Genomic DNA, 25,909 nt, shown 5'->3' with positions numbered 1-25,909 from the left:
GATATGTGTAGAGTCTAATGAGCGACAAACTATAACAACATCTAGTCGTCAAAACAGTATATTATTCCGTTAATCATAGACAAATATTTCGCTTTGAAAGGTGAGTTGAAAATTTTCTTTTCATAGACGTCTAAAAGTCTATTGAAAAAGGTGCAACATTAAGGTTTAATAACCGCGTTATTAAGTTTTTACTTTATTTTATAAACTTTCTAACACCAGAAGAGGTGCGTTAGCCAGGTAGATAGTTTGAGGAACCACATTCCTATGAAAGCTATTGAGGGGGATCTAGCGCCGAGGAGGCATTTTCGTGTGGCGAAATGCGTCCGGTTGCTAAGGTTGAATCCTTAGGACTGTCACCGCTATTCACCCATACTGATAATATCAGATGTGGGTTAATAGAATTGGGTGGAGAGCTTCTGGCTGAAAATGTTCTTGTGTTTTTTGCTCGCGAAACGTTCAGTCACGCTCTTCCTTGTTGTATAAGCTTTAGGGAGAACCTACCATGAAAAAAATAGACTTTGTCACACCGTATCCGTTAATGAATTGTAGATGCAACTCAAGGAACGCTCATGCCTAATATTACTGTCGCCAAGTTTGGTGGAACCAGTGTCGCTGACTTTGATGCCATGCAGCGTTGTGCTCAGATTATCAAGTCGGATGCTAGCAACCGCGTCATTGTGGTATCGGCCAGTGCAGGCGTAACTAACCATTTAGTGCGGTTAGGGCAACAAAGTGTGCCAGCTGATGAACAAAATGAAATATTGGCGTCAATTGCTGAAATTCAAACGAACATCAGTCAACACCTTGAAAATAAGGTAGCGCTAGACGTCACTATCCATGAGTTTTTAGATCAGCTCGCCACTGTAGCGCATTGCCAGTCCGAGCAATATAACGCTAAGAATGCTGATGAAATATTGTCTTTTGGCGAAAAATTTAGCTCACTTCTATTTACTGAAGTGCTAAATAATGTTGGTTTAAAGGCAGGCTGTTTTGATGTTCGACAAGTGATGAAAACCAACAGTCTTTATGGCAAAGCGGTTGTTGATATCGAGCAATTGAAAGTAAATGCTATCGAGCAACTTGCTCCAAAACTGGACTCAGAAGTTATTGTCACTCAAGGCTTTATCGGTCAAGACGGGCTTGGTCATACGACAACTTTAGGTCGAGGTGGCTCAGACTATAGCGCAGCATTACTCGCTGAAGCGCTTGATGCGAACAATTTGTCTATTTGGACCGATGTCGTTGGTATTTTTACTACAGATCCTAGAATTACCGACCAAGCGCGTGCTATTAATGAAATAAGCTTTGGTGAAGCGGCAGAAATGGCAACCTTTGGCGCAAAAATTCTACACCCTGCGACGTTAATTCCCGCCATGCGTCATAATATCCCTGTCTTTGTCGGCTCGAGTAAAGAGCCAGAAAAAGGCGGCACACGTATTCAGCAAACGGTAGCGTCTAATCCCACTTATCGCTCTATTGCTTTGCGCCGTGAGCAAACACTGGTAACGGTTAAGAGCCCAGCAATGCTGCATGCAAGTGGTTTCCTTGCTAAAGTCTTTAGCATTTTAGCAAAACATGAACTCAGCGTTGATTTGATTACCACCAGTGAAATCAGTGTTGCGCTAACGTTTGATAACCCGACAGGGTCAACCCAATCATTAATTAACAGTTCGGTAGTCAGTGAACTGGAACAATTATGTGAAGTCAGTGTTGAACATGGCTTGTCTTTAGTTGCCGTTATTGGTAACAACTTACATGCCACTAAAGGATTAGGACGGAGCGTGTTCGATAAAATCAATGATTTTAACATTCGTATGATTTGCCATGGGGCTAGCCCAAATAACTTATGTTTTCTTGTGCCAGAAAATGATGCGAATACTGTCGTTGAACAGCTACACAACACCCTGTTTGCCTAATCAATAAACTATAAGCTGAATACAATAAGTGCCTGTTTCGGTCAAGTTGGTATTCAGCTTTGATTAATCTGCTTTATTATTTTTGACACCTTTGCGGCTTTTGTAGACAACCAATGCTATCAGTAAGAAAGCTAAAAAGAACAAACCAATCGTTGAATTACTTCTATCGGCTGCCACTTCGTCTGGGCTCAAGACAACATTGTTTTCATGTTTAAGGTCATAGACTTGATAAAACCCAGTATTGACGGGGATCGCTTTTATACTGACGGCTTTACCTAAAAGTTTCTCCGCATTGTCATCGTTACAATAATCGACTCTGAACTTTATGCTCAAATTATATGTATCTGAGGAGTCCTCCAAGCTAAGTGCTGCGGCACCATTTTGTGGGCAGTGTAATTTATAAATCACACCCTTAATAGTTTTTACATTTGTAAGCTCTTCATATGATTTGGTATCAAACGCACTTTTAAATCCAACGAATAGAAAAAACGCAGCTAACAACAATAGGATCGCTTTAATTGATTTACTCATAGTTATTCAGTTTTTATTTTAGAGCTGAGAATTAACTCTAGCGCATTGTTAAATATAACCACAGTATAATGTAAGTTGGTATAAACATTATTGATTTAGGGCAAGTTGCCGTGATGATAAATCGTTCAATAGCACTTCAATAATTTTCAAGAGTGATACGTATAACGCTATCAATCACTTAAGTTTTTCAACGTTGCGACTGAAAAGTGCAATTGGACAATATGGTTTAAAGCGCAATTATTAATCTACATCAAGTGAAGTGATAGGTTTAATTGATAGTTTTGTAGGAAGTGGTAAAAAATATAAAATCTAATAATGCAAAACCTCCAACAGATCCTAAATCAAGGCTTACAGGCACTCCATAATAATGAATTAATGGCTGCGGAGCAGAAATTCAATGTAGTGTTGACCGCCGTTCCTGGTGAACCTAACGCGCTATTTTTATTGGGCAACATTAGACAGCGGCAAGGGCTATTTGAAGAGGCCGTGGCTTTTTTCAAACGAGCACTAACAAGGCACCCTCAAAAAGCAGATGTTTATAATAGTTTAGGCAATGCAATGGGTAAACTTGCACAACCTGAGCAAGCAATTACATATTATTTGCAAGCGATAAAATCCCGTCCAACATTTGGCCTTGCTTATTTTAATTTAGGTCTGGCCTATTCATCAGCCAAACAACAACCTGAGGCGGTCGCCAGTTTAAAAAGGGCATGTGAGTTAATGCCAGAAAGCGCTAGTGCCTATTCAGCATTAGGCAGCGCATTACAAGCACAAGAATTATTTGATGAAGCACTGATTGCTTTTGATAAAGCGCTTGAAATTCAACCTGATAATCTTAACGTGTTGAACAATAAAGGGGTGCTACTGCGTACTTTACAACGTCCTGAAGAGGCCATTAGTTGTTATCGTCAAGCTATGGACTCAAATGATGATATTCCAGAGCTACATTTTAATATGGCGTGTGCATCTTATGATGCAGGTCACCCAAAGGAAACTGACGTGCATCTGCAAAAAGCGATAAACCTTAAACCGGACTATGTTGCTGCCCACGAAACGTTAAATAAAATGTTTTGGGAGCACGGCGACACTGATAGATTTACACAGTCTTTTCAGCATGCGATTAAGCAGCACGCTGAATGTCCAGAGCTGCGTGTTGCCTACGCCAATCAACTAAAAATGGCTAATCGTACAGAAGAGTCATTACAGGTATTAGTGACAGCAATAAATGAATTGGGAGAATTGCCGTCATTAAGCCATAGTCTTGGCTTGCTTTACGGTCAAACGGGTAATGCGGAATCTGCGGTAGAGCATATTAGCAATGCCGTAAAACAAGCGCCATTTAATGAACGTTTTCGTATTGACGCGGCAAACTTCTTAATTCAAGAACGCGAATACCACCAAGCGATGCAACATCTTGATGTTGCGCAGCGCCTTAACCCATTTGAGCAAGAGATGTGGGCATTTAAAGGTTTATGTTGGCGCTTTACTGGCGATGAACGTGAAGCTTGGCTAAATAACTATGATCAGTTTGTGCAAGCCAAAGTGTTAGACACGCCAGAGGGGTATGATAATTTTGAGCATTTTATTCATGATTTACAAAATGCTTTAATCAAAATGCACCAAACCGTTAAAACGCCATTAGATCAAAGCGTGCGTCACGGTACACAAACCCCCGGTCGATTATTGTACCAGCCAATCAAAGAAGTTATAGCTTATCGCAGCGTACTTGAGCGTAGAATCAAAGAGTACCTTTTAAGTTTACCTGATGATCCAACACATCCCTTTCTTAGCCGAAAAACTCAAGATTTTTATTTTTCGGGCAGTTGGTCCGTAAGGCTGAAAACAGAAGGCTTTCATGTTAATCACGTACATCCGGATGGCTGGTTTTCAGGCCCTACCTATATTGAAGTACCGAATGAAATAAGTGCTGATGATCCTAAAAAGGCAGGATGGGTAACGTTTGGTGAAACGGGAATGAACCTTGGTGAAGACAGAGAGCGAGTAGCCTTGTCTGTTTGTCCTCAGCCGGGGTTATGTGCTTTTTTCCCTTCCTATGTGTGGCATGGAACCAATCCGTTTCATAGCGAAGAGCACCGGATGACAACCCCATGTGATGTATTGCCTAGAATAGCAGTAGGCACATGATCTTGATCAGCTAAACAATTGATTTAAGGCTGGTTGTAAAACAACAAAAGGTGATCGCACAGCAAATAATGACGAGTGTGCATAATCGAGAATTAGCTAGTGTTGATTGATACCGGGCTTGAACCAGTGACTTGGCGCGGGTTGTAAAGAGTAGAAGGTGCTCATACCGTATACATTCGTCGCGATGTTTAGTTTTTAAAGGGATTTAATAGAATAAGTAGTGGTGGACGATACTGGGCTTGAACCAGTGACTTGGCGCGGGCTGTAAAGAGTAGAAGGTGCTCTCACCGTATACATTCGTAGCGATGTTTAGTTTTTAAAGGGATTTAATGGAATAAGTAGTGGTGGACGATACTGGGCTTGAACCAGTGACTTGGCGCGGGCTGTAAAGAGTAGAAGGTGCTCTCACCGTATACATTCGTCGCGATGTTTAGTTTTTAAAGGGATTTAATGGAATAAGTAGTGGTGGACGATACTGGGCTTGAACCAGTGACCCCCGCCTTGTAAGGGCGGTGCTCTCCCAACTGAGCTAATCGTCCATTGAATAACCGATAAACTTACTTTCAATGGAAAAAGTAAGTGGTGGACGATACTGGGCTTGAACCAGTGACCCCCGCCTTGTAAGGGCGGTGCTCTCCCAACTGAGCTAATCGTCCATTGAATAACCGACAAACTTACTTTCAATGGAAAAAGTAAGTGGTGGACGATACTGGGCTTGAACCAGTGACCCCCGCCTTGTAAGGGCGGTGCTCTCCCAACTGAGCTAATCGTCCGAATTTTCATTCGAACAGAGATATGGTGGACGATACTGGGCTTGAACCAGTGACCCCCGCCTTGTAAGGGCGGTGCTCTCCCAACTGAGCTAATCGTCCGTCTCTGTGGGGGCGTATTATAGGGAGATCATAATTACTGTCAACAGAAACAAAGCGTTTTTTTTCAAAAAATTGCAATATTTAATTTGGTTGCTTCAAAACTCGACAGCTTGCTTGAAAAGTAAACTTTATTAGGTCTCAGGAAAGATAATAGGGTGTATTCATCTTCAACGCCTGATAAAATACGCGCCAAATTTTAGACTTCTTTTCGCCATTTACTCTAATACTGAGTCAGTGGCTGTATAACACGAGATATTTATGACTTTAACAACTCGATTTGCACCAAGCCCAACAGGTTATTTGCACGTTGGTGGCGCTCGTACTGCGCTGTATAGCTGGTTATATGCCAAGAAAAATGGTGGTGACTTTATATTACGTATCGAAGACACTGATTTAGAGCGCTCTACGCAGGCATCAGTGGATGCGATCATGGACGGCATGAACTGGTTGCAACTGGAGTGGACACATGGTCCGTATTTCCAAACTGAACGATTTGATCGCTATAAAGAAGTGATTGCTCAATTACTAGAATCTGGTCATGCATACCGTTGTTATTCTACTGCTGAAGAAGTTGAAGCAATGCGTGAAGAAGCTAAAGCTAAAGGTGAAATTGAAAAATACAATGGCTTATGGCGCGATCGCACAGATTACCCAGAAGATAAGCCTTATGTGATCCGCTTTAAAAACCCGCTTGATGGTAACGTAATCATTAAAGACATGGTTAAAGGCGACATTACTATTAGCAATACTCAGCTTGATGATTTGATTATTGCACGTAGTGACGGCACGCCGACTTATAACTTAACGGTTGTAGTAGATGATTGGGACATGAAAGTGTCGCATGTTGTACGTGGTGACGATCATATCTCAAATACGCCTAAGCAAATTAATATTCTTGCAGCTTTAGGTGCAGAGATTCCAGCCTACGCTCATATTCCAATGATATTAGGTGATGATGGTAAGCGTCTATCTAAGCGTCATGGCGCCGTAGGGGTTATGCAATACCGTGATGATGGCTACTTGCCTGAAGCATTATTAAACTATTTAGTGCGTTTAGGTTGGTCTCATGGCGATCAAGAAATTTTCTCACGTGAAGAAATGATTGAACTATTCGACCTTACTGGTTGTAACCGTGCACCGTCAGCGTTCAATACCGAGAAACTAATTTGGGTTAACCAACATTACATGAAGACGATGGATCCTGAATACGTTGCCTCTCATCTTGAGTGGCACATGGCGGATCAAGGAATTGCAACCGATAACGGGCCAGCACTTAGCGAGATTGTAAAAGTACAAGCAGATCGCGTGAAAACCTTAAAAGAAATGGCTGCTATTTCGACTTACTTCTATCACGACTTTACTGAATTTGATGAAAAAGCGGCTAAAAAGCATCTTCGTGGTGTCGCACAAAAACCATTGGAAGTAGTCAAAGCTAAGTTGGCTGAATTATCAGAATGGAAAGCTGAAACAATTCATGAAGCAATTAATTCCACAGCGGAAGAGTTAGAAGTAGGCATGGGTAAAGTGGGGATGCCACTTCGTGTTGCTGTAACTGGCGGTGGTAACTCGCCATCGTTAGATATTACACTAGAGCTATTGCCTAAAGAGAAAGTACTTGCGCGAATAGACATGGCGTTAGCCGTTGTTGCTGAGCGCATTGCAAACAGCTAGTTGTAGTTTCAATTTTTGGATATTAAAAAGCAGCGCATTCGCTGCTTTTTTTATGGCAAAGAAAGCGAGCTTACTATTGTATTAGCTCATTGCGCACCAGTCCGCGACGAATGTTTTTACACAACTTTCCTAATCGCGTGATATCGCCCAGTAATGGCGTTTCACCATGGGCTAATTTACTTTCCCAGTCCGACAACTCTGTGTCTGCAATTTCTAATAGTTTTTTCGGACACCCAACACATTTTCCGGCACAAATTTGTGCTTCAGGTAAGGAAAAGGGAAATTCAGCTCTTACTTGCAATATAAGCGTTTGCATTGCGACGTCAGTAGATGGTTTTTTATGTGGTTGATAAGAGCTTATCATGTCAAAATATCTTAGCTAGTTAGAGTTTATACTCTACACTCTACACTTGTTGTTCAGTTATTACCAAGCCAACATGTTAATAGCTTGTGTTATATCAAAAGAAGTAATCAATTTTCTAGAGTTTTCAGGACAAAATTCGTTAAAAATATAAAACCATTAGCTAATGTCGAACAATTAAAGGTTATAATAGTATGGTTATTATTATTTGTAGACGGAGTAGGCATTGCAATTTTCAGATTTTGGTTTAGACAGAAAACTACTAGCGACCATAGAACATTTAGGTTTTACTGAGCCAACAGAAATCCAACAACATGCTATTCCAGCTGCTTCCGGTGGTCATGATTTAATTGCTTCTTCTAAGACTGGTTCAGGCAAAACCCTTGCTTTTGTCCTGCCAGCCATGCAGCGTTTGCAAACTCAAAGAGCGCTATCTAAAAAAGACCCTCGTGTGGTTATATTAACGCCTACTAGAGAGCTCGCTAAGCAAGTCTTTGCTCAGCTTCGTTTATTTACGGCCAATACTAATTTTAAAGCCGTATTGATTCTTGGTGGTGAGAACTTTAATGATCAAGTAAAGACACTTGAAAAGGATCCACATTTTATCGTCGCGACACCAGGTCGCTTAGCGGATCATTTAAAACAAGGTCATTTCTATCTTAATGGGTTAGAGTTGTTGATCTTAGATGAAGCGGATCGCATGTTAGATTTAGGCTTTGCAGAACAACTAGATGCTATCAATAGTGCAGCGGATCATCGCAAACGCCAAACTTTGTTATTCTCAGCAACTTTAGATCATGCGCAAGTGAATGAATTTGCTATGAAGCTGTTGAAAAGCCCTAAGCGTATTGCGATAAATTATGGTCATACAGAACATGAAGACATCACTAAACGATTTTATTTGTGCGACCATCTTGATCATAAACAAGCCCTACTAGAGCATTTCTTAAATACTGAAACCTATCAACAGGTCATTATATTTACTGCAACTCGCAGTGATACGGAGCGCTTAGCGATAGAGCTTAACAAGCATGCGTTAAATGCCGTTGCGCTTAGTGGCGAGCTGAACCAAAATCAACGTAATCAAATCATGGACAGCTTTAGTCGCGGCCAACAAAAAATATTAATCACAACAGATCTTGCGTCACGTGGCTTGGATTTGGTGAATGTTTCTCACGTGATTAACTTTGATATGCCAAAACACACGGAAGAGTTTGTTCACCGTATCGGTAGAACAGGCCGAGCAGGGAGTAAGGGTGATGCAATTTCTTTGGTGGGACCGAAAGATTGGCTGAGTTTCAAAAATGTTGAAGGGTTCTTGCAGCAAAAAATTAGCTTTGATCAGGTCGAAGGAATGGTCGCAAAGTTTAAAGGCTTAAAACCTAAAAAGGTGACTAAAGCCAAGCCGAGTAATACCAAAATAAAAGCAGAAGGTAAGCAAGGTAATGTTAAGGCTAGACGTATTAATAAGAAAATGATGTTCACGGCGCAAGATGCCGGCGATTTGCCCGTTATGCGTAAGAAAAAGACTGTTCCAATTGATGAAATAGATACGGACAACGAAGGCTAGTTAATATAATGATTGAACAAAAAAAAGAGCTTCAAGTGAAGCTCTTTTTTTTATTCATAGACATTTGATGATGTGTTATTCATCATCAAAATTGAAGTGTCTATCAGAATTTAATTGTTTCGCTTTTTCTCTGATTTCTTCAATATCCATATCATTAGAAAGCATTGCGAAGATCTTAAACACTAACGCCATTTCATAAGCTGTAATGTCTTCTTTGGGCTCAAAATTTTTAGCAACACGTTCAAGTAAGTTGATGCGGTAGCTTTGGTGATCTACTTCATCTTCTTTCTCTCTTAGTAAGGTAAATAAACTCATAACTATTCCTTAAAGTTTTTTGATTATTTTGAATACAAAATAATCAAAAGCAAAAAAAAAATAAAAAGCACTTAGCCAAGGGCTAAGTGCTTTTGTATTACTCTAGTGAGCCTTCAGCTTCAATTTCAGCCAGCTTACGGTACTTAATGCGGTAAATAAGCATGTAGAATACCGGTACAGCAAATAGGATTAAGAAGGTTGCTACTGCTAAACCTACCATCATTGAACCTGCCATCGCAGCAAAGAAAGCATCTTTAAGTAGTGGAATCATACCTAAGATAGCAGCGATTGCTGTTAACGATACTGGACGAACCCTTGATACAGCTCCATCGAAGATAGCTTTGTAAGATTCAGCACCTTGGTTTTGATAAATGGTGATTTGGTCTACCAATACAATACCATTACGACACATCATACCGGTTAAGCTTAGCGCGCCAAGTAACGCCATGAAGGTAAATGGCATATTGAAGGCCAATAAACCACCGACAACACCAATGATAGAAAGCGGTACAACAAACCAGATAACCAAACCTTTCTTCAACGAGTTGAATAGGATTATCGTTAAGATAAACATAATCAAGTAACCAGCAGGAATTGAGCTGAATACTGATTGCTTAGCGTTTGTTGATTTTTCGTGCTTACCACCCCATTCCATTGAGTAGCCAACAGGTAAATTTTTCTCAAACTCTTCAGCTGCTGGTAACATTAACCTACGTACTGATGCCGATGTAGCTTCTGACGTTACGTCGTAGTCAGCCATAACAGTAATCGTACGAACACGGTTACGACGAACAATGAACGGGTCTTCGAATGCTGTTTCGAAGCCATCTACCACTTGTGAAATTGGCACAAAACCTTGTTTCACTGGACTCCAAATGTTTAGCTCACCAAGGTTTGACATTGTTACACGTTGATCAACCGGTGGACGAGCAACAACAGGCATAGTGTTTGTGCCTTCTTTGAACACACCAATAGTGCGACCAGAGAAGTTAGCTAGAATGGTTTGATCTAGGCTTTTCTTCGTGATCCCTAAACGACGAGCTTTCATTTCGTTGAATTGTGGACGAATCACTTTCGAACGTTCTAACCAGTCGTCACGCACTGATTCAGCACCTGGCGCTGCACGCATGAAATCTTTTGCTTGTTCAGCAAGTTGACGCAATACGATTGGGTCTGAGCCGTAGATACGTAATTCAATAGCACCTGGCGTTTGTGGACCAACGGAATAACGCTTAGCCGTCAATTGCAGAGAAGGGAACTTCTCAGGTGCATCTTGACGAATTTTTTTAATCACAGGTACAACATCATCAGGTGTACGAGTCGATATGATTAAGTTAGCGTAGTTGTCGTAGTGTTTTTCAGGCTTGTAAGAAAGCATGAAGCGCACGTGACCACCACCAACAGACGCAGTTGTTTGCGTAATTTCTTCGTATTCCGATAGGAATTCTTCTAGTTCAACTACTTTTTCTTTCATGGTACGAATATCTGTACCAAAGCCATCGCGAACATCAATTTGGAATTGAGCTACAGTTGAAGCAGGGAAGAATTCTGGCTTCACAAGCTTGAATGACTTAGCAGAGATAACCAATGCAACAATCATTAAGATAGTGAATACCCAAGGGAAACGCATACACTTATCTAATAACCATTTGAAGCCAATGAAGATAACACCACCGTATGGGTCGTGGGCTCCGTGTTCTTCGGCGTGGCCATCGAATTCACCGTCTTTGTAGAAGATTTTACAGAAGTAAGGTGTAATGGTTATCGCAGTGATCCAGCTTAAGAATAATGAGTAAAGTAATACCCAGAATAGTGAGCCAACGATTTCACCAGTACTGTCAGGTGATAAGCCAATTGGTGCGAATGCAAGAATCGCAATGACTGTTGCAGACAATAGTGGGTATTGTGTTTGCTTAACAATAGCAATCATCGAGTCCCATTTATTCCGGCCTTTTTCCATGCCTATTATCAGGCCCTCGACTACAACAATTGCATTGTCGATCAACATACCTAGGGCGATAATAAGTGCGCCTAGTGAAATACGTTGTAATTGAATGCCGTGAGCGTCCATTAAGATAAAGGTACCGGAAATAGTAACTACAAGAATGAAGCTGATTAATAGACCTGCTTTACGGCCCATTGTAAATAACAGGGTAAAGAAAATAATGACACAGGCTTCAAGTAAGTTACCTAAAAAGCCAGTAACTGACTTATCTACTTGTGATGGTTGGTCGTAAACAAATTCATATTCAATGCCGTGTGGACGAATTTCTTCTAACTCTTCCATACGTGCTTGAACTGCTTTACCAACAGTTACAACGTTAACGCCAGGCGCAAATGAAATACCCATAGAAATGGCATTCTGACCATTTATAGTGATGATACTAGTTGGCTTATCTTGGAAGCCTCTGTACACGTTAGCGATATCAGAAAGGTATAACAAAGTCTCTGAACCTATTGGTGTAACAATAATGTTCTTAAGGTCATCAAGGGTTTGGAATTCACCAGTTGGGTGGAAACGAATAATTTCTTGACCGATGTGAATGTCTCCGGCCATTGAAATGGTATTTTGTGCTGAAATGGCATTAGCCACATTAGTAAAAGTAATACCTTGATTAGCAATTTTAGAACGATCAATTTCAATGAAAATTTGTTCTTGTTGCTCACCTTTAGTTGCAATTTTACCAACGCCAGGTACAAGCAGTAATTCACGTTTTACAAGTTCAACGTAATCACTTACTTTGTCTAACTCATAGCCATCCGCGTAGACTTGCATCATCATGCCAAAAACGTCACCAAAATCGTCATTAACAAGGGGCTTTTTTGCGCCAGCCGGTAGGTATACAGATGCATCACCTACTTTACGACGTAAGTCATCCCAAAATTGCTGAACGTCTTTCTTTTGAGCATCACGAGGTAAGTTAAACTCGATATAAGATAAACCATTACTTGAGAATGAATTGATGTAGTCAATCATTTTCATGTTTTGTAAACCGGTTTCGATTACATGCGTAACCTCTTCTTCTACTTGTTGAGCAGAAGCACCAGGATAAAGTGTGACAACGACAGCATTTTTAATGGTAAAGTCAGGATCTTCTAACTGACCTAAATTGAAAAAGCTGCTTATACCACCAAATAATAAGATAATCGTAACCATCCATGCGATTACGCCATTTCTCATGAAAAAGCCAGCGACACCGCCACCTTGTTTCTGAGAGACAACCTCTGGAGTATTAGGAGTGCTCATCGACTAGATTCCTCTTTGTTTAGTCCATTGACGAACTTTGGTGTTTTCTATTAGAGAGTGAACACCAGCTGCCGCAATAACATCACCAGCTTTTAAACCACTAGCTACTTTAATGCCTTGATCAGTTAAACCTTCAATGGTGACTGTTTGCTTATGAACGGTCATTGACTCTTGGTCTATTTTCCAAACAGCATATTGCTTGTCTGCTGGGTCTGACGCAGAAGGAGAGAATACTGATTCAACCGGTACTAATGCATATTGGTTTAATCCTTCAAGTACTTGATCTAATTCAATTTCTACATTTGCTGTCATACCCGGTACAACATTGATGTCTTCAGGATTACTCATTGACAATACAACAGTGTATGAACGTGATTTAGGATCAGGCGTGTGGTCCATTTCTTTGAATGTAGCCGTAAATGCTTTATCTTTGTGTGTAGGCGAAGACGTGAAAGTGATTTGCGGCTTGTATTGATTTGCATTTGTTTTAACGCGACTCAAAATAGATTCAGGTAGTTGGAACGTGATATCGATACCATTTTGTGCATGTAAACTAACTACTGGATTAGTCTGTGCAAGTAAATTAGGGATCATTTCACGGTTTTCAAAGTTCACTTTAGACACAACGCCGTCATACGGAGCTTTCAGTACTGTGTACTTAAGGTTGTTTTGAGCTGCTTCAAGTGTTGCTTTTGAAAGTGCCATTTGAGCAAGTGCTAAGTCGTAATCTGCTTGAGATGTGAGTTCAAGATGAAGCATACGTTCTTGACGTTCAAATGTTTTTTGAGCCAAGTCGTAAGAAGCTTGAGCTTCATTGACCTTTACTTTGTAATCCGTCGGGTCAATACGAGCAATGATATCGCCTTTCTTAACAGTATTACCAGCTACAACGTTAATCTCAATTAATTCCCCGCCAACACGAAACGCTAGGTTTGATTCATTAGAAGGTGCAACTAATGCTGGGAAGTTCTGGATATAAGAGCTTGATGCTGATGTTACTGTAAAAAACTGAACTGGCCTTACAACTTCTTTTACCACTTCTTGTTTTTCCTCGCCGCACCCTGTTAGGAATGCCATCGAGACGGCTACTAAAGCCGTTGCAATTCTCGGTGTTGATTTCATTGTTTACCCCAATAAATGTAAAGAAAAATTATATACAACAAAGATAGGTTAAAACGGGGTTTTATTCGATTCGTTCAGCGTAATATTTTGTTATTTTTTGTTTGTTACATTTAGGTCGAATCAATGGATTTTGAAACAATAAAGGGCCTAGATAGTGGTAATAATTCGTCCTGTTCTAGTGTAATTTACGCTCTAAATTAGGCGAAATGTAAAGAGGTTTACTTTTACTATTTGAATAGAGAAATATAGTAATATCTATTTAAGTCTTTGTTTATTTGTTGTTTTCTGTGTGTCCGGGTTTTTCGTATGCTGAATGGCTATTATGTGCCTTCATAGAAAACCTTCCAGATGAAATTGCTTATTTAATCAATTGGTTAAAGCCGACTTTCCCCATTGAGCAGTGTAATTAAGGTCGATAAACTTGTAACCGACTGGTTACAGTTTGGTTCGGGGTTAATTCGTTCGATATTTAGGGGAGGACGGATGAATAATTCAGGCTAAGCTGTTGATTATTATTCGTTTTAAATGTTCCTTGATCTGTATCAAGTAAAGTTCGACTTTTCATTTTCACTTCATTCAGCCGATTGAATTAGTAACAACCTTGCATCTTTGTCAACTGCAAAGGATATTGTTGCTTTAATTGCGTCTGCAAGCACCTTTATTATATGGATGCGCATAATGCCCCTTAGCTGTTAGAATGAGCAAATTATTTTGTTAACTTCTGGTACAAACCACCTTTGCAATCAGTTCAACGTTTATATCAATATCGTAAAAGTATTAGTACTAAGCCATTTAATGCACGCGGAAAGAAAGTTAACCGTTGTGAACATTGTCGTGTTGCTGTAGAAAATTGCATCTGTTGTTTGGTTCATAAATCACATTCAAAAGCCGGTTTTTTGTTGCTGATGTATGATACTGAAGTGTTAAAACCTAGTAATACCGGACGATTGATCGCTGATATATTTGATGATACTTATGCGTTCTTGTGGCAAAGAACGCAGGCTGAAAAAGCACTAACTGATCTTTTAAATGATACGTGCTGGCAGCCAATGATAGTTTTCCCTGGTGAGTATGCAACTTCAGAAGAACAAGTTTTTGTTAATGAATTGCCATGCTTAACTCAAATTGAACGTAACAATGTTGAAACCAGAAAGCGCCCATTGTTCATATTATTAGATGGCAGTTGGCGTGAAGCAAAAAAAATGTATCGAAAAAGCGATTATTTACGAGGTATTCCCGTCGTGTCGTTCGATCCTAAACTGTTACAATCCTCGAGTACTCACAAATATGTTCGTAAATCAGTGAAAGACAACCAATTGGCAACCGCAGAAGTTGCTGCCAATATGCTTGGGTTGTTAGGAGAGAATTATAATGCGAAATTGCTTGCTTTGTGGTTTGATGTATTTAATTACCAATACCAAAAAAGTGTTTGTCAAATCAATCGGGGCAATGTTGGTGCGATAGAAGACTTTACTGACTTTTTAAAGAAGAATAAGTGATGATTAAATCCCTTAGGTTAACGATAAGACCAATTGAAGCTTCGGATTGTGACTTTCTAATAGTGTTGTTGAATGAGCCAGATTTTCTAACTCATATAGGTGATAAAGAGGTGCGAACCACTGAAGATGCGATGCGTTACATGAATGAAGGACCTTTAAATTGCCAACAAGAACATGGGTTTAGTTTAATGACGGTACTGCTTAATGGCGAGCTGCCAATTGGTTTGTGTGGTTTATTAAAGCGTGATGAGTTGGAGTATCCTGATTTGGGCTATGCATTTTTAGAAAAGTATTACCGTCAAGGCTATGCGTATGAAGCAACAAGCGCTGTATTAAAACATTTTCAACACATATCTCCGTTGCTTGCGACAACTGGTGAGACAAATAAAGCATCTCAGTCTTTACTGATCAAACTAGGCTTTGAACAATTAGAGCAAACAGATGAATCGAAAGCACAACAAACAACTACCTTTAAGCTAGTGAGATAACTCGGTTTTGAAACTGACGTTTTTTGAGGGATGATTATGGCGGGTTTAATCGAGATTGGTGTTCTTTTACTAGTAACTTCAAATATTGCCATACGGTATCTACCCGTGACAGCCTCTTTATTTCAGGATGGGTGACCAACCAAAAGCTCCGTTCAATGTTGACGTTATTCGAAAATATTTTAACGAGCTCAGGATCAGTATCGCCAAGGAAACAAGGTAAAACACCTATACCTAGGCCTGATTTTATCGCACTAAATTGACTAACAATGCTTGTGCTTTGAAACTTAGGTTTGATTTCATTATTCACATTTTCACTTAGATCTTTTATGTAAGAAAGCTCTCTTGTAAACAACAATGTATCGACATAACTTACCCAATTGTACTGTGAAAGTGTTTGCACACCAGCGTGTTGATCTATTGTTGCAGCAATTTTTTTATTGGCGTATAGCTGTAGTTTGTAGTCGGTCAGTTTAGTAACAATCATTGAGGTACTTTTAGGCTTTTCTACCGCGATGGCTATTTCAGCTTCATTGCGACTGATTTTCACGTCCCGTGAAAAATGTAATAGATCAATTTGGATGTTTGGTGCTTGCTTAGACAAATTCACTAACTTAGGTGCGATGAAATAATTACCAAATGCCTCTGTAACACCAATTCTGACTTTACCAGAATTGTCAGCATTGTTTTGTTTTATGTTGTCAAAGGCATATTGTGCATCTTGCTCCATTCGTCTTGCGGAAGAAACTAATTGCGCACCATCTTTTGTCAATCGGTGGCCTTCTGTGGTTCTTTCGAATAATTGCGTTGCCAGTTGTTCTTCTAGTTTGTGAAGACGTCTAGAAACAGTCGATGTATCTATTGATAACCGATTTGCTGCTTCAGAAAGTCGCTCAGTACGAGCAACCTCTAAAAATATTTTAATATCATCCCAATTCATCCAATTATTTTAACAGTAAAATCATACTGTTGTAAATTTGCAATATACATTGCGTTAATGCACCTTGTTAATCAAGGCCAGTAATACTAATTTAACGGCATTATTCAGCTTTACCGTCCAAAATTCAGCGGCGGTACTACATGAGGCTAAGCTATGAGCATTAAAGAAATTCCTCTCATTATTAATGGTGAGAAAGTTCAATCTAAATCAACAGAGTGGTTAGATGTATTAAACCCTGCAACACAAGAAGTGGTTGCTCGTGTACCTATGGCAACTAAAGAAGAAGTTGCAGCAGCGGTTTCAGCGGCTCATGAAGCGTTCAAAACATGGTCTAAAGTTTCTTTGACAAATCGGATGCGTATCATGCTTAAATTCCAAGAGCTTGTACGTAATAACGTTGAAGAGATTGGTGCATTGATTACTGAAGAGCACGGTAAAACCTTACCTGACGCGGAAGGTGAAGTAGGTCGAGCGCTAGAAGCGATTGAAAATGCCTGTTCAATAACACGTTTGCAGTTAGGCGAAATGGCTAACAATGCCGCGACAGGTGTTGATACCTACACACTAAATAAACCACTAGGTGTAGGTGTGGGTATTACCGCATTTAACTTCCCTGTAATGTTAGCTGCGTTCATGTTTCCACCGGCCATTGCTTGTGGTAATACTTTTGTATTAAAGCCGTCAGAGCAAGATCCGTCATCTACAATTCGTTTTGTTGAATTAGCGATTGAAGCAGGCTTACCAGCTGGTGTTATCAACGTTGTACACGGTGGTCCTGATTGTGTAAATCAGTTGATTGAAGCTGACGAAGTTAAAGCGGTTTCTTTCATTGGCTCTACTCATGTGGGTACACATGTTTATAACCACGCAAGTAAACATGGTAAACGTTGTCAATCAATGATGGGGGCTAAAAACCATATGGTGATTATGCCTGATGCCAATAAAGATCGTGCAATAAACGACTTGTTAGGCTCTGCGTTTGGTGCTGCTGGTCAACGTTGCATGGCAAATCCTGTGACAATTCTAGTGGGCGAAACACGCAATTGGTTACCTGAAATTGCTGAACGTGCTAAGCAGATGACAGTTGGTCCTGGCACACAACGTGATGCTGATTTAGGTCCGGTGGTTTCACCACAAGCCAAGCAACGTATTATTAAGCTATTAGACTCAGGTGTTGAGCAAGGGGCTACCTTGTTAGTTGATGGTCGCGACTGCGTTGTAGAAGGTTATGAAAAAGGTAATTTTGTCGGCCCAACGATGTTCACTGATGTGAAAACAGACATGGATATTTATACGCAAGAAATTTTTGGCCCTGCATTGTGTGTATTAGAAGCAGAGACATTAGATGAGGCAATCGAAATCATTAATGCAAACCCTAACGGTAACGGCACATCGTTGTTTACCTCTAGTGGCTGGAACGCACGTAAATTTGAAAATGATATCGATGTCGGTCAAATCGGTATCAACGTGCCGATCCCTGTCCCTGTTGCTTATTTCAGCTTTACGGGCTCACGCGCGTCAAAATTAGGTGACTTAGGTCCAAATGGTAAGCAAACTATTAGCTTCTGGACACAAACAAAATCAGTCACCACTCGCTGGTTTGAACCTGATCATCAGGATGGATCAGAAGTACATACGACGATAAGTTTAAAATAACGTAACTGATATCAAGAAAAAAGCGCCAATTGGCGCTTTTTTTATTACTTTAAATAGTGACTAACAGCTATTTTATCTTATTCAGTAACTGTTGAGCTTTGCCTTTCTCTGCAAAGTTGCCTTGCATTCTAAGGATTTTTGTTAACTCAACTTTTGCATCTTCTAATCGACCCATTTTTTGTAATGTGAATCCTAAGTGATACTGAATTAAAGGGTTGTTAGCGTTAATCGCTGTCGCTTGACGTAGTTTGTCTAATGAGCCACTAAAGTCACCATTTAATGACAATACCCAACCGTAAGTATCTAAAATATCAGGGGAGTTTTTTTCTAACGCAAAAGCTCGTTCAATATATGAAAGTGCCTTTTCTACATTACTTTCAGCATAAATATTAGCAATGTTGTTAAGTACATATGCTTGCATTGCAGAAGCTATATTTTCTATCGCTAGGTAGTGCGGTAATGCTTTTTCAGGTTTACCGTTAGCGAGGTAAAAATCAGCGATTAAGTTCTGAATGAATACGTTTTTTGGCTTCGCTTTTGCTATTTTGCTTAGTGTTGATTCAAACGAGTCAATATTTACCCCTTGTTGAGCAAGCATATACATTTTTAGTAGAGCGCCAGTAAAGTTCTCATCAATCCTAAGTGCACTGTTGAATTCCTTATACGCTTTTTTGTATTGTTGTTTTTGAATGAAAAACAGCCCGTATGTATAGCGTAAATTAGCATCATTACTTTGTTGAGATGCTAGAACATCTAATTCAGCTTTTGATTCATCAATTCGATTCAGTGTTAACAATAACTTTGCTTTTTGTAATTTATAAAATCTATTATTAGACTCTTTCTTTATCGCAGCATTAATACTTGACAGCGCATCATTGAAAAAGCCGGCTTCGATTTGCATACTACTTAATTGATAAAAGTCTTGAGCGGATTCCGCAAGTCCCAAAACTTTTCCTAGTTGAACATTTGCTTCTTTGTATCTACCAAGCTTTGTTAATACTTTGGCTTGGTTGGATATGTACTTGCTGACCAAAAAGGAGTTTTTGGTCAATCGCTGTGCTTCTTCAAGCGCCAATGTGTAGTTACCTTGGTTGTAATAGATACCAAATAGAATGTCAGAAGCGATTAGCATCCTAGGTTTTCGTTTTAAGATCTCAGTAAGAATTTCTGTCGCCTTTACATTATCGCCAGTATCTCTTTTTAATTTGGCAAATAAGATTAATAAGTCATTGTTGTTCTCATATGATTGGATCATAGGCGAGATTATGTCTATTGCTTCACTATATTTCCTAAGTGCTGCAAGGGCAGTAGCTTTATTGTATTTTGCTGCAAAATGTTCGTTATTTATGGTCAGTATTTTGTCAAAGTAAGAAATAGCCTCTTGCCATTGTTGCTGTTTAGAAAGTACCACACCTTTAAAAAGTAAATATTGCGTTGCTTTGTCGTCAAGAGTGAGTAACTTGTCTGCAATCGTATTGGCACTTTTATAGTCAGTAATTGATACATACAACTTGGCAAGATTTAGTTCGTAAGCGCCGTTAAACTTGGTTGGACGTTTTTGTTTAAGTAGCTCGATTGCTTCATTGGCTCTCTTGGTCGAAACTAAATAATTTGCTTTTGCTTTCACAATTAAGAGGTTGTTTGAATAATAGCGCTCTAGCTCATTAAGCAGGCTTTTAGCTCTATAAATTTTATTATTCTTGAGGTAGATGTTGTAAAGATTAAGCGCTAGAAATAAATCTTTCTTGATTCTTGGTTCAAACCGCTCTAACAAAGCTTCAACTTTCTCTTGCTGCTTTTGTGATTGATAAATTTCAACCAACATATTAATACCAGATAGATCTTCTGGCCTGGTATTAACATAATAAATGAGATCTTTTTGTGCTTGTTCAAAGTTGCCCTGTAAAAAAGCTGCAGCGCCAGAAACAAAAATAATAGAAGGGTTATTGTTTTTTTGCACGTCAGTCAGTAGCGATAACCTAGAGCTAATTGACTGAAGTAATACTTGTGCCTGTTCATTTTGCTCATTATTAATGAGCAATCGACTTTTTAATAGCTCAGTATAAGTATCAAAAGGGGTTTCTTCTAAAATCTTATTTGCAAAGTTTAGGGCCTCATCTAACTTATTTAACATGGCATACTGATTGGCCAATGAACGCATAACGACTGGATCTGCCGGATTTAGCTCATAAGCTTTTTGAAAGGCATATAATGCTTTTGTTCCTTGTCCTTGAGCGTTGTAAAATTCCCCATTTAGTTGCCATACACGGTTATTTTTAGGTGCAATGCTTAGTGCTTGTTCAAGATACTGGCTAGATTCAATAAATAATCGCTGATTAAGATAATATGACGCCAGTGAAGTGATGGTGCTAAGTCTTTTGGGATTCAAGTTGTATGCGTGTTGTAAAGCCAGTAAGGCATCATTGGGTTTCTCTAATCCTTGATATGCATTATTACTAAGTAATAACATTTTAATTTTGTTCTCAGTATTCAAACCTGAAGATTGAGCTAATGTTAAAACTTGCTCAAATTTATTATGAAACAGTAAAGCTCGAGCCATTTCATAAACAAAAGGATTGATATCTGCACCTAGATCTATCGCATCTCTGAATTCTTCTATCCCTTCATTAAATAGACCTTTGCGCAATAAAACTTTGCCCATTAATATTTTCGCCGGCAAGTTCTCTTGATTTTCTGACAGAGCATTTTTAAGGTGAATATATGAAGCACCTACGTCATTTTTATCGAACGCTATTAGGGCATTTTCATAATAACTTTCAGCGCTTAAAACGCTACTCACGGAAAATAAAAGCGAAAGAAGAAGTATTTTTTTATGCATATATACGGCTATTTAGTGTGTTGATAATGAATGAGGTATAGGTTTAGTATGACTAAAATTAAAAAAGATGGCTATAAGCCATCTTTTTTAAATTCAAACTTTGGAGTATTAAGATTTACGTCGCTTAGCGGACAAGCCAAATAATGCTAACGCTAATATTGCCATTGTTGAAGGCTCAGGAATTGTTGAACCGCCACCGCCACCACCAGGTGACGTAGTAAAGGAAATTCCAGCAAACTTAAAGCCATCGTTATTTGCCGTCGCTCCGCCTACACTACCAAACATTGTATGATAAGCTGACACAACCCATAGTGAAGAGCTGGCATTTACATTTACATCAGCATAATAGTTATTTCTAGAACTGTCATTATCATAATTGATACTCATTCTAGATGAACTAAAATCACTACTACCGGAGCTTGCATTTGGTGTTGATAGTAGACTAGAAAAAGTTTCCCCAGTTAAATCACTTGGGACTTCGTTTTTATCTAAAGCTGCGATAGAAACCTGTGTATCATTTTCATTCCATAACCAGCTAGAATATACATTCTCTAGCTCAACTTCTTGTGCACCAAAATCAAGTACATAAAAGTCATAATCTAGATATGAACCATCAGGAGTATTGTCAGCACTGTGTTCAGGAGAGCCCCCTCCTTCATACTGATTTTGTAAAGACCAACCATTGCCGTTGCGATCGAAATCAGTAGCTCTGCGAATATCGTAACCTGAACCATTATCTATATTAGACCAACCAGATACGTTGACAGTAATACCACCAGCATCAACTGAAAACTGATTAAAATTGGATCCAGGCTCGCCGCTACTGTAGGTCGTTCCGTCAACATTTATTGTGCCAAAAGATGCCGTAGTTGTACCTGCCATCGCCTGCAAAGGCAACATAACCAATCCTGCGATAATCCATTTTTTTGGACTTACAAACATAAATCTCTCCAAAGATTTTTTAATAAACTGCGTTTACCAAATATTTATCACTATATCGCTCAAGAGAGCAAGAAACATACCTTTAATTTTAATCTATTATTTAACAATGTGTTATGCATAGTTATTAATGGTTAAAAAAGGTGAGTGTAAAGAAATTAGACACAGTGTAATTTGTTGTCATTATAATCACAAATCTTGCGCTAGATGGATTCTTTCTTCATTATATTTTTATCAGTCTGGTTTGCGCAATGAATGTTAACTATTATCTATGTTCAATATTTTACTTGAATATCATTGCTGTTAATTAACTTAGTAATATAGCGCAGATTATCAACCGTTTAACGCATCTGGCATTTCTTGAATCAGGGAAGATGATAAAACAGTATTATAGGAAGCTTCTGTATATATAAGTTAAAGGCTTCACAAATTTAAATTGCAAACAGTAATTCAAACCAACATTTTGCTTTCATGCGTTATCACGATAGCGCCTAATAAGAACAAAGGTATAAAAGATGAAAAAATCTCTTACTTCACTGATGCTCACTGCAGCAATTTATGCTTCAGGTGCAACGGCATCAGTTGATACTGATTTATTATCAGGAATTAAAACCCGTAACATTGGTCCCGCTGCAACCAGTGGCCGAATTTCTGATATTGAAGCGGTTATTTCAAACCCCAACATAATATATGCTTCAGCTGCTTCTGGCGGCGTATGGAAGTCTGAAAACGCAGGTTTGAATTGGACCGCTATATTTGAAAATGAAGATTACGCCTCTACAGGTGCTTTGGCTATTAACCAAGCAATTCCTGATATTATTTGGTTAGGTACAGGTGAAGGTAATGTCCGTAATTCAACATCAATTGGTGGCGGCATTTATAAATCAATGGATGCAGGTAAGACTTGGCAGAAAATGGGGTTAGAGTCTACAGAGCGTATTAACAGAATAGCACTACACCCGACTAACCCTGACATTGCTTATGCTGCGGCTATGGGCGAGTTATGGTCGAGCAATGAAGACCGTGGTATCTACAAAACCATTGATGGTGGAAAAACTTGGCAGAAGATTTTGTATGTCGATAACACAACAGGTGCCAGCGATATCAAAATGGATCCAACCAATCCCAATAAACTATATGCTTCAATGTGGCAGTTCAAACGTTGGCCTGATAAGTTTGAATCAGGTGGTCCAGGATCTGGATTATATGTTTCTATCGATGGCGGCGAAACCTGGTCACAAAAAACATCTGCTGACGGCTTACCAGAAGGGGAGTTAGGTCGTATTACCTTGGATATTGCCGAAAGCTCACCGAATACTGTTTATGCGCTAGTTGAAGCAGAAAAAAGTGCTTTAATGCGCTCAGATGATGGCGGTAGCAGCTGGCGCGCTGTCAACAGTGAAGTTGGCGTTGCTGATAGACCTTTCTATTATTCTGAAATAGAAGTGGATCCGAATAATCCAGATATCATTTACAACATCGCGACTATGATCAGACGTTCAATTGATGGCGGTAAAACGTTTACGACTGTTGATAAAGTTAACTGTTGTGCCACAGGCAACACTATTCATATTGATAACCATACTTTATGGATTAACCCTAAAGACTCAGAACATTTAATTTTAGGGAATGATGGTGGTATTGCTGTGACTCAAGACAAAGGTGATAGCTGGCGCTTTGTGCAAAATTTAGCGATTTCTCAGTTTTATCATATTCGTGTCGATGACGCTGTTCCTTATAATATTTATGGTGGCTTACAGGATAACGGTTCATGGCGTGGGCCGTCGGAAGTCTTCCACACAGGCGGTATTCGTAACCTTCATTGGCAAGAAGTCGGCTTTGGTGACGGTTTTGATACCATGCCTTTCCCTGATGATGTCACCAAAGGTTATGTGCAATCTCAAGGTGGGTATTTAAATCGTTATGATCTTAACACCGGTGAGCAAAAACTGATCCGCCCAGCGCCTGCGAACCATGACAGTGAATTGCGTTTTAATTGGAATGCGGGCTTAGCCCAAGACCCGTTCAATGATGATACTATTTATTATGGTAGCCAGTTCGTGCACAAATCCACGGATCGCGGTGAAACATGGGAAATTATTTCAGGTGACTTATCAACAAATAACCCAGATTGGCAGCGCTATAAAGAATCTGGTGGTTTAACGCCGGACGTTACCGCAGCTGAGAATCATACAGCCATAATTGCAATTGCTCCAAGTACCATTAAACAAGGTGTCATTTGGGTTGGTACTGATGATGGACGAATCCATGTTACTCAAGATGGTGGCAAAACATGGAAGAGCGTAGAAAACAAAGCGCGTAAAGTGCCTAAAAACGCCTTTATTCCTCATATTCAACCTTCACTACATAATGCGGATGAAGCGTTTATTGTGTTTGACAACCACCGTCGTGGCGACATGAATCCGTACATCATGAAAGCATCTAAATATGGTAGCAAGTTCACTAACCTAACAAGTAAAGATATCAAAGGTTATGCACTTTCTGTCGTGCAAGATCATGTTGATGAAAATCTACTGTTTCTGGGCACAGAGCTAGGCTTATATGCAACAACTGATGGTGGAGATTCTTGGTTTAAATACGACCAAGGCGTACCAACTGTTTCAGTGATGGATATGGCCATTCAACAGCGCGAGAATGACTTAGTACTCGGTACACATGGTCGTTCAGTGATCGTAATTGATGACTACAGCGCGTTACGTGGTTTAAACAAAAAATCATTTGAGCAATCATTAGCTTTATTGAATACAGGTGATGGTCAGCAATACGTTTCAAGTCGCGCGACGTCTTCACGCTTTTGGGGGGATGCCGCCTACGTCGGTGATAATGAAGTCTACGGTGTTACTGTTAATGTGATGGCGGCAGGAGAACATTTGGCTCACCCGGATGTCGATAAAGAAAAAGCTCGTAAGTTAACCAATGCTGAAAAAGCAAAAGCGAATAAAGATAATGAAAAAGAAGAAAAACCATTGTCTGACAAAGCACGTGTAACGGTTAAAGATGCAGAGGGTAAAATAGTACGCACATTCGTTACTAAACTTAAGCAAGGGGTAAATCGCATTGTTTGGGGATTAGAGTCAGATGGTCGAGGCCGTATGCCAGGACAAGAACCAAAAGAAGACAAGGATATTCTTCCTGCTGGACCGGAAGTGGTACCGGGCACATACACATTGCATATTAAGTTAAATGATCATGAGTTAGAAACAACAGCGAAGGTATTACAAGATCCACGTTATAACGTAACGGCTGCTGATATGCAGATGCGCTATGAAATGGAGCACAAAGCCGTTGGTTTATATGACACCTTAACAAAAGCCGTTCATGCTTTAGTTGATAGCAAAAAAGACGTCGAATTGATTCAAGGCATGGCCAATAAAGCCCTTGAAAGTGTCAAGGAAAGTAAAGACGAGCACCCAGCAAGTAAGTTAGCTAAGTCAGCGGATGAGCTCATTAAGAAAATAGGCGAACTTGATAAAAACTTACGTTCAATCCCAAAAACAAACGGTATTGTTGATGAAAGTTATAAAGTGAGTTCGCATATCTTTATGGCATGGGGATATGCAGGAAGCCGTTACGGTAAACCATCACCGACTGCAGAAATTTATTTAGAAAAGGCAAAGATAGAATTGGGTAAGGGTGTTGGCAACGTAAATACCTTTATTGAGAAAGACTTAGAGGAGTTCAAAAAGCAATATCAAGCGTCAGGCTTAGGACTGCTTTCTACAGCTCAACCAATCACCTTAAACTAGTTAATATGTAAATTGAACACAAAAGCCTGAAACT

The 25,909-nt window shown here is 39.6% G+C and carries 16 protein-coding genes, 4 tRNA genes and 1 riboswitch; of the genes, 8 read left to right on the top strand and 12 right to left on the bottom strand.

Features of this window, described 5'->3' with window-relative positions; all coding sequences use genetic code 11:
• The first annotated feature begins 211 nt into the window (after positions 1-211).
• A riboswitch (Lysine riboswitch) is annotated at positions 212-424 on the top strand.
• A 145-nt stretch (positions 425-569) separates the two neighbouring features.
• Positions 570-1,916, top strand: coding sequence for a lysine-sensitive aspartokinase 3 (gene lysC / locus QUE03_RS12095; RefSeq protein WP_286261779.1), 1,347 nt, complete (start codon positions 570-572; stop codon positions 1,914-1,916).
• A 63-nt stretch (positions 1,917-1,979) separates the two neighbouring features.
• Here lysC and QUE03_RS12090 read toward each other — a convergent pair whose 3' ends face one another.
• Positions 1,980-2,447: a hypothetical protein gene (locus QUE03_RS12090; RefSeq protein ID WP_286261778.1), complete on the bottom strand. Its 468-nt coding sequence runs from the start codon at positions 2,445-2,447 to the stop codon at positions 1,980-1,982.
• 315 nt (positions 2,448-2,762) lie between these two features.
• Between QUE03_RS12090 and QUE03_RS12085 the strand changes: the two genes are divergently transcribed.
• Positions 2,763-4,592 (top strand): tetratricopeptide repeat protein, encoded by a 1,830-nt coding sequence (locus QUE03_RS12085; protein WP_286261776.1) that lies wholly within the window; start codon positions 2,763-2,765, stop codon positions 4,590-4,592.
• 463 nt (positions 4,593-5,055) lie between these two features.
• Here the strand turns inward: QUE03_RS12085 and QUE03_RS12080 are convergent.
• From QUE03_RS12080 to QUE03_RS12065, 4 genes are all read right to left on the bottom strand, one after another.
• A tRNA-Val gene (locus tag QUE03_RS12080) sits at positions 5,056-5,131 on the bottom strand.
• A gap of 41 nt (positions 5,132-5,172) precedes the next feature.
• Positions 5,173-5,248 (bottom strand) — tRNA-Val (locus QUE03_RS12075).
• Positions 5,249-5,289: 41 nt separating this feature from the next.
• Positions 5,290-5,365, bottom strand: a tRNA-Val gene (locus QUE03_RS12070).
• 23 nt (positions 5,366-5,388) lie between these two features.
• Positions 5,389-5,464, bottom strand: a tRNA-Val gene (locus QUE03_RS12065).
• A 258-nt stretch (positions 5,465-5,722) separates the two neighbouring features.
• Here QUE03_RS12065 and gltX point away from each other — a divergent pair.
• Positions 5,723-7,135 carry a glutamate--tRNA ligase gene (gltX, locus tag QUE03_RS12060; protein ID WP_286261774.1) on the top strand — a complete coding sequence of 471 codons (1,413 nt, stop codon included), beginning with the start codon at positions 5,723-5,725 and terminating at the stop codon, positions 7,133-7,135.
• 73 nt (positions 7,136-7,208) lie between these two features.
• Here gltX and QUE03_RS12055 read toward each other — a convergent pair whose 3' ends face one another.
• The gene (locus QUE03_RS12055) at positions 7,209-7,499 is read right to left on the bottom strand and encodes a hypothetical protein (protein ID WP_286261772.1); all 291 of its coding nucleotides are present in this window, start codon (positions 7,497-7,499) and stop codon (positions 7,209-7,211) included.
• Positions 7,500-7,722: 223 nt separating this feature from the next.
• On the opposite strand from QUE03_RS12055, the gene QUE03_RS12050 reads away from it, so the two are divergent.
• The gene (locus QUE03_RS12050) at positions 7,723-9,066 is read left to right on the top strand and encodes a DEAD/DEAH box helicase (RefSeq protein ID WP_286261770.1); all 1,344 of its coding nucleotides are present in this window, start codon (positions 7,723-7,725) and stop codon (positions 9,064-9,066) included.
• Positions 9,067-9,141: 75 nt separating this feature from the next.
• Here the strand turns inward: QUE03_RS12050 and QUE03_RS12045 are convergent, their stop codons facing one another.
• From QUE03_RS12045 to QUE03_RS12035, 3 genes are all read right to left on the bottom strand, one after another.
• Positions 9,142-9,381, bottom strand: a complete 240-nt coding sequence (locus QUE03_RS12045) for a hypothetical protein (RefSeq protein ID WP_286261768.1) — start codon at positions 9,379-9,381, stop codon at positions 9,142-9,144.
• Between the two features lie 97 nt (positions 9,382-9,478).
• A complete protein-coding gene (locus tag QUE03_RS12040; RefSeq protein ID WP_286261766.1) occupies positions 9,479-12,628 on the bottom strand; it encodes an efflux RND transporter permease subunit in 3,150 nt (1,049 codons plus the stop codon).
• Between the two features lie 3 nt (positions 12,629-12,631).
• The gene (locus QUE03_RS12035) at positions 12,632-13,750 is read right to left on the bottom strand and encodes an efflux RND transporter periplasmic adaptor subunit (RefSeq protein WP_286261764.1); all 1,119 of its coding nucleotides are present in this window, start codon (positions 13,748-13,750) and stop codon (positions 12,632-12,634) included.
• A gap of 737 nt (positions 13,751-14,487) precedes the next feature.
• On the opposite strand from QUE03_RS12035, the gene QUE03_RS12030 reads away from it, so the two are divergent.
• Together QUE03_RS12030 and QUE03_RS12025 are read left to right on the top strand one after the other, a co-directional pair.
• Positions 14,488-15,249 carry a tRNA-uridine aminocarboxypropyltransferase gene (locus QUE03_RS12030; protein WP_286261761.1) on the top strand — a complete coding sequence of 254 codons (762 nt, stop codon included), beginning with the start codon at positions 14,488-14,490 and terminating at the stop codon, positions 15,247-15,249.
• Positions 15,249-15,737: a GNAT family N-acetyltransferase gene (locus tag QUE03_RS12025; RefSeq protein WP_286267831.1), complete on the top strand. Its 489-nt coding sequence runs from the start codon at positions 15,249-15,251 to the stop codon at positions 15,735-15,737. The genes QUE03_RS12030 and QUE03_RS12025 overlap by 1 nt, the downstream gene beginning before the upstream one ends.
• Positions 15,738-15,771: 34 nt before the next feature.
• On the opposite strand, the gene QUE03_RS12020 is transcribed toward QUE03_RS12025, so the two are convergent.
• Complete coding sequence (locus tag QUE03_RS12020; protein WP_286261759.1) at positions 15,772-16,674, bottom strand: LysR family transcriptional regulator; 903 nt, start codon at positions 16,672-16,674, stop codon at positions 15,772-15,774.
• A gap of 153 nt (positions 16,675-16,827) precedes the next feature.
• On the opposite strand from QUE03_RS12020, the gene QUE03_RS12015 reads away from it, so the two are divergent.
• A complete protein-coding gene (locus QUE03_RS12015) occupies positions 16,828-18,330 on the top strand; it encodes a CoA-acylating methylmalonate-semialdehyde dehydrogenase (protein ID WP_286261757.1) in 1,503 nt (500 codons plus the stop codon).
• Between the two features lie 67 nt (positions 18,331-18,397).
• On the opposite strand, the gene prsT is transcribed toward QUE03_RS12015, so the two are convergent.
• Entirely contained in the window at positions 18,398-21,169 is a 2,772-nt protein-coding gene (gene prsT, locus QUE03_RS12010; RefSeq protein ID WP_286261755.1) for an XrtA/PEP-CTERM system TPR-repeat protein PrsT, read from the bottom strand.
• Positions 21,170-21,277: 108 nt separating this feature from the next.
• Positions 21,278-22,111: an exosortase-dependent surface protein XDP1 gene (gene xdp1 / locus QUE03_RS12005; RefSeq protein WP_286261753.1), complete on the bottom strand. Its 834-nt coding sequence runs from the start codon at positions 22,109-22,111 to the stop codon at positions 21,278-21,280.
• Positions 22,112-22,623: 512 nt separating this feature from the next.
• On the opposite strand from xdp1, the gene QUE03_RS12000 reads away from it, so the two are divergent.
• Positions 22,624-25,875 (top strand): WD40/YVTN/BNR-like repeat-containing protein, encoded by a 3,252-nt coding sequence (locus QUE03_RS12000; protein ID WP_286261751.1) that lies wholly within the window; start codon positions 22,624-22,626, stop codon positions 25,873-25,875.
• Positions 25,876-25,909 lie beyond the last annotated feature (34 nt).

Source organism: Thalassotalea atypica, from assembly GCF_030295975.1.
GTDB lineage: Bacteria > Pseudomonadota > Gammaproteobacteria > Enterobacterales > Alteromonadaceae > Thalassotalea_F > Thalassotalea_F atypica.
This window is presented reverse-complemented; position numbering and strand designations above follow the sequence as displayed.

Excerpts from the sequence above, each read along its gene's own strand:
- QUE03_RS12035 (WP_286261764.1), bottom strand. The coding sequence starts at position 13,750 with ATGAAATCAACACCGAGAATTGCAACGGCTTTAGTAGCCGTCTCGATG.
- xdp1 (WP_286261753.1), bottom strand. The coding sequence starts at position 22,111 with ATGTTTGTAAGTCCAAAAAAATGGATTATCGCAGGATTGGTTATGTTG.
- prsT (WP_286261755.1), bottom strand. The coding sequence starts at position 21,169 with ATGCATAAAAAAATACTTCTTCTTTCGCTTTTATTTTCCGTGAGTAGC.
- QUE03_RS12015 (WP_286261757.1), top strand. The coding sequence starts at position 16,828 with ATGAGCATTAAAGAAATTCCTCTCATTATTAATGGTGAGAAAGTTCAA.
- QUE03_RS12000 (WP_286261751.1), top strand. The coding sequence starts at position 22,624 with ATGAAAAAATCTCTTACTTCACTGATGCTCACTGCAGCAATTTATGCT.
- QUE03_RS12055 (WP_286261772.1), bottom strand. The coding sequence starts at position 7,499 with ATGATAAGCTCTTATCAACCACATAAAAAACCATCTACTGACGTCGCA.
- gltX (WP_286261774.1), top strand. The coding sequence starts at position 5,723 with ATGACTTTAACAACTCGATTTGCACCAAGCCCAACAGGTTATTTGCAC.
- QUE03_RS12020 (WP_286261759.1), bottom strand. The coding sequence starts at position 16,674 with ATGAATTGGGATGATATTAAAATATTTTTAGAGGTTGCTCGTACTGAG.
- QUE03_RS12045 (WP_286261768.1), bottom strand. The coding sequence starts at position 9,381 with ATGAGTTTATTTACCTTACTAAGAGAGAAAGAAGATGAAGTAGATCAC.
- lysC (WP_286261779.1), top strand. The coding sequence starts at position 570 with ATGCCTAATATTACTGTCGCCAAGTTTGGTGGAACCAGTGTCGCTGAC.
- QUE03_RS12090 (WP_286261778.1), bottom strand. The coding sequence starts at position 2,447 with ATGAGTAAATCAATTAAAGCGATCCTATTGTTGTTAGCTGCGTTTTTT.
- QUE03_RS12085 (WP_286261776.1), top strand. The coding sequence starts at position 2,763 with ATGCAAAACCTCCAACAGATCCTAAATCAAGGCTTACAGGCACTCCAT.
- QUE03_RS12040 (WP_286261766.1), bottom strand. The coding sequence starts at position 12,628 with ATGAGCACTCCTAATACTCCAGAGGTTGTCTCTCAGAAACAAGGTGGC.
- QUE03_RS12025 (WP_286267831.1), top strand. The coding sequence starts at position 15,249 with ATGATTAAATCCCTTAGGTTAACGATAAGACCAATTGAAGCTTCGGAT.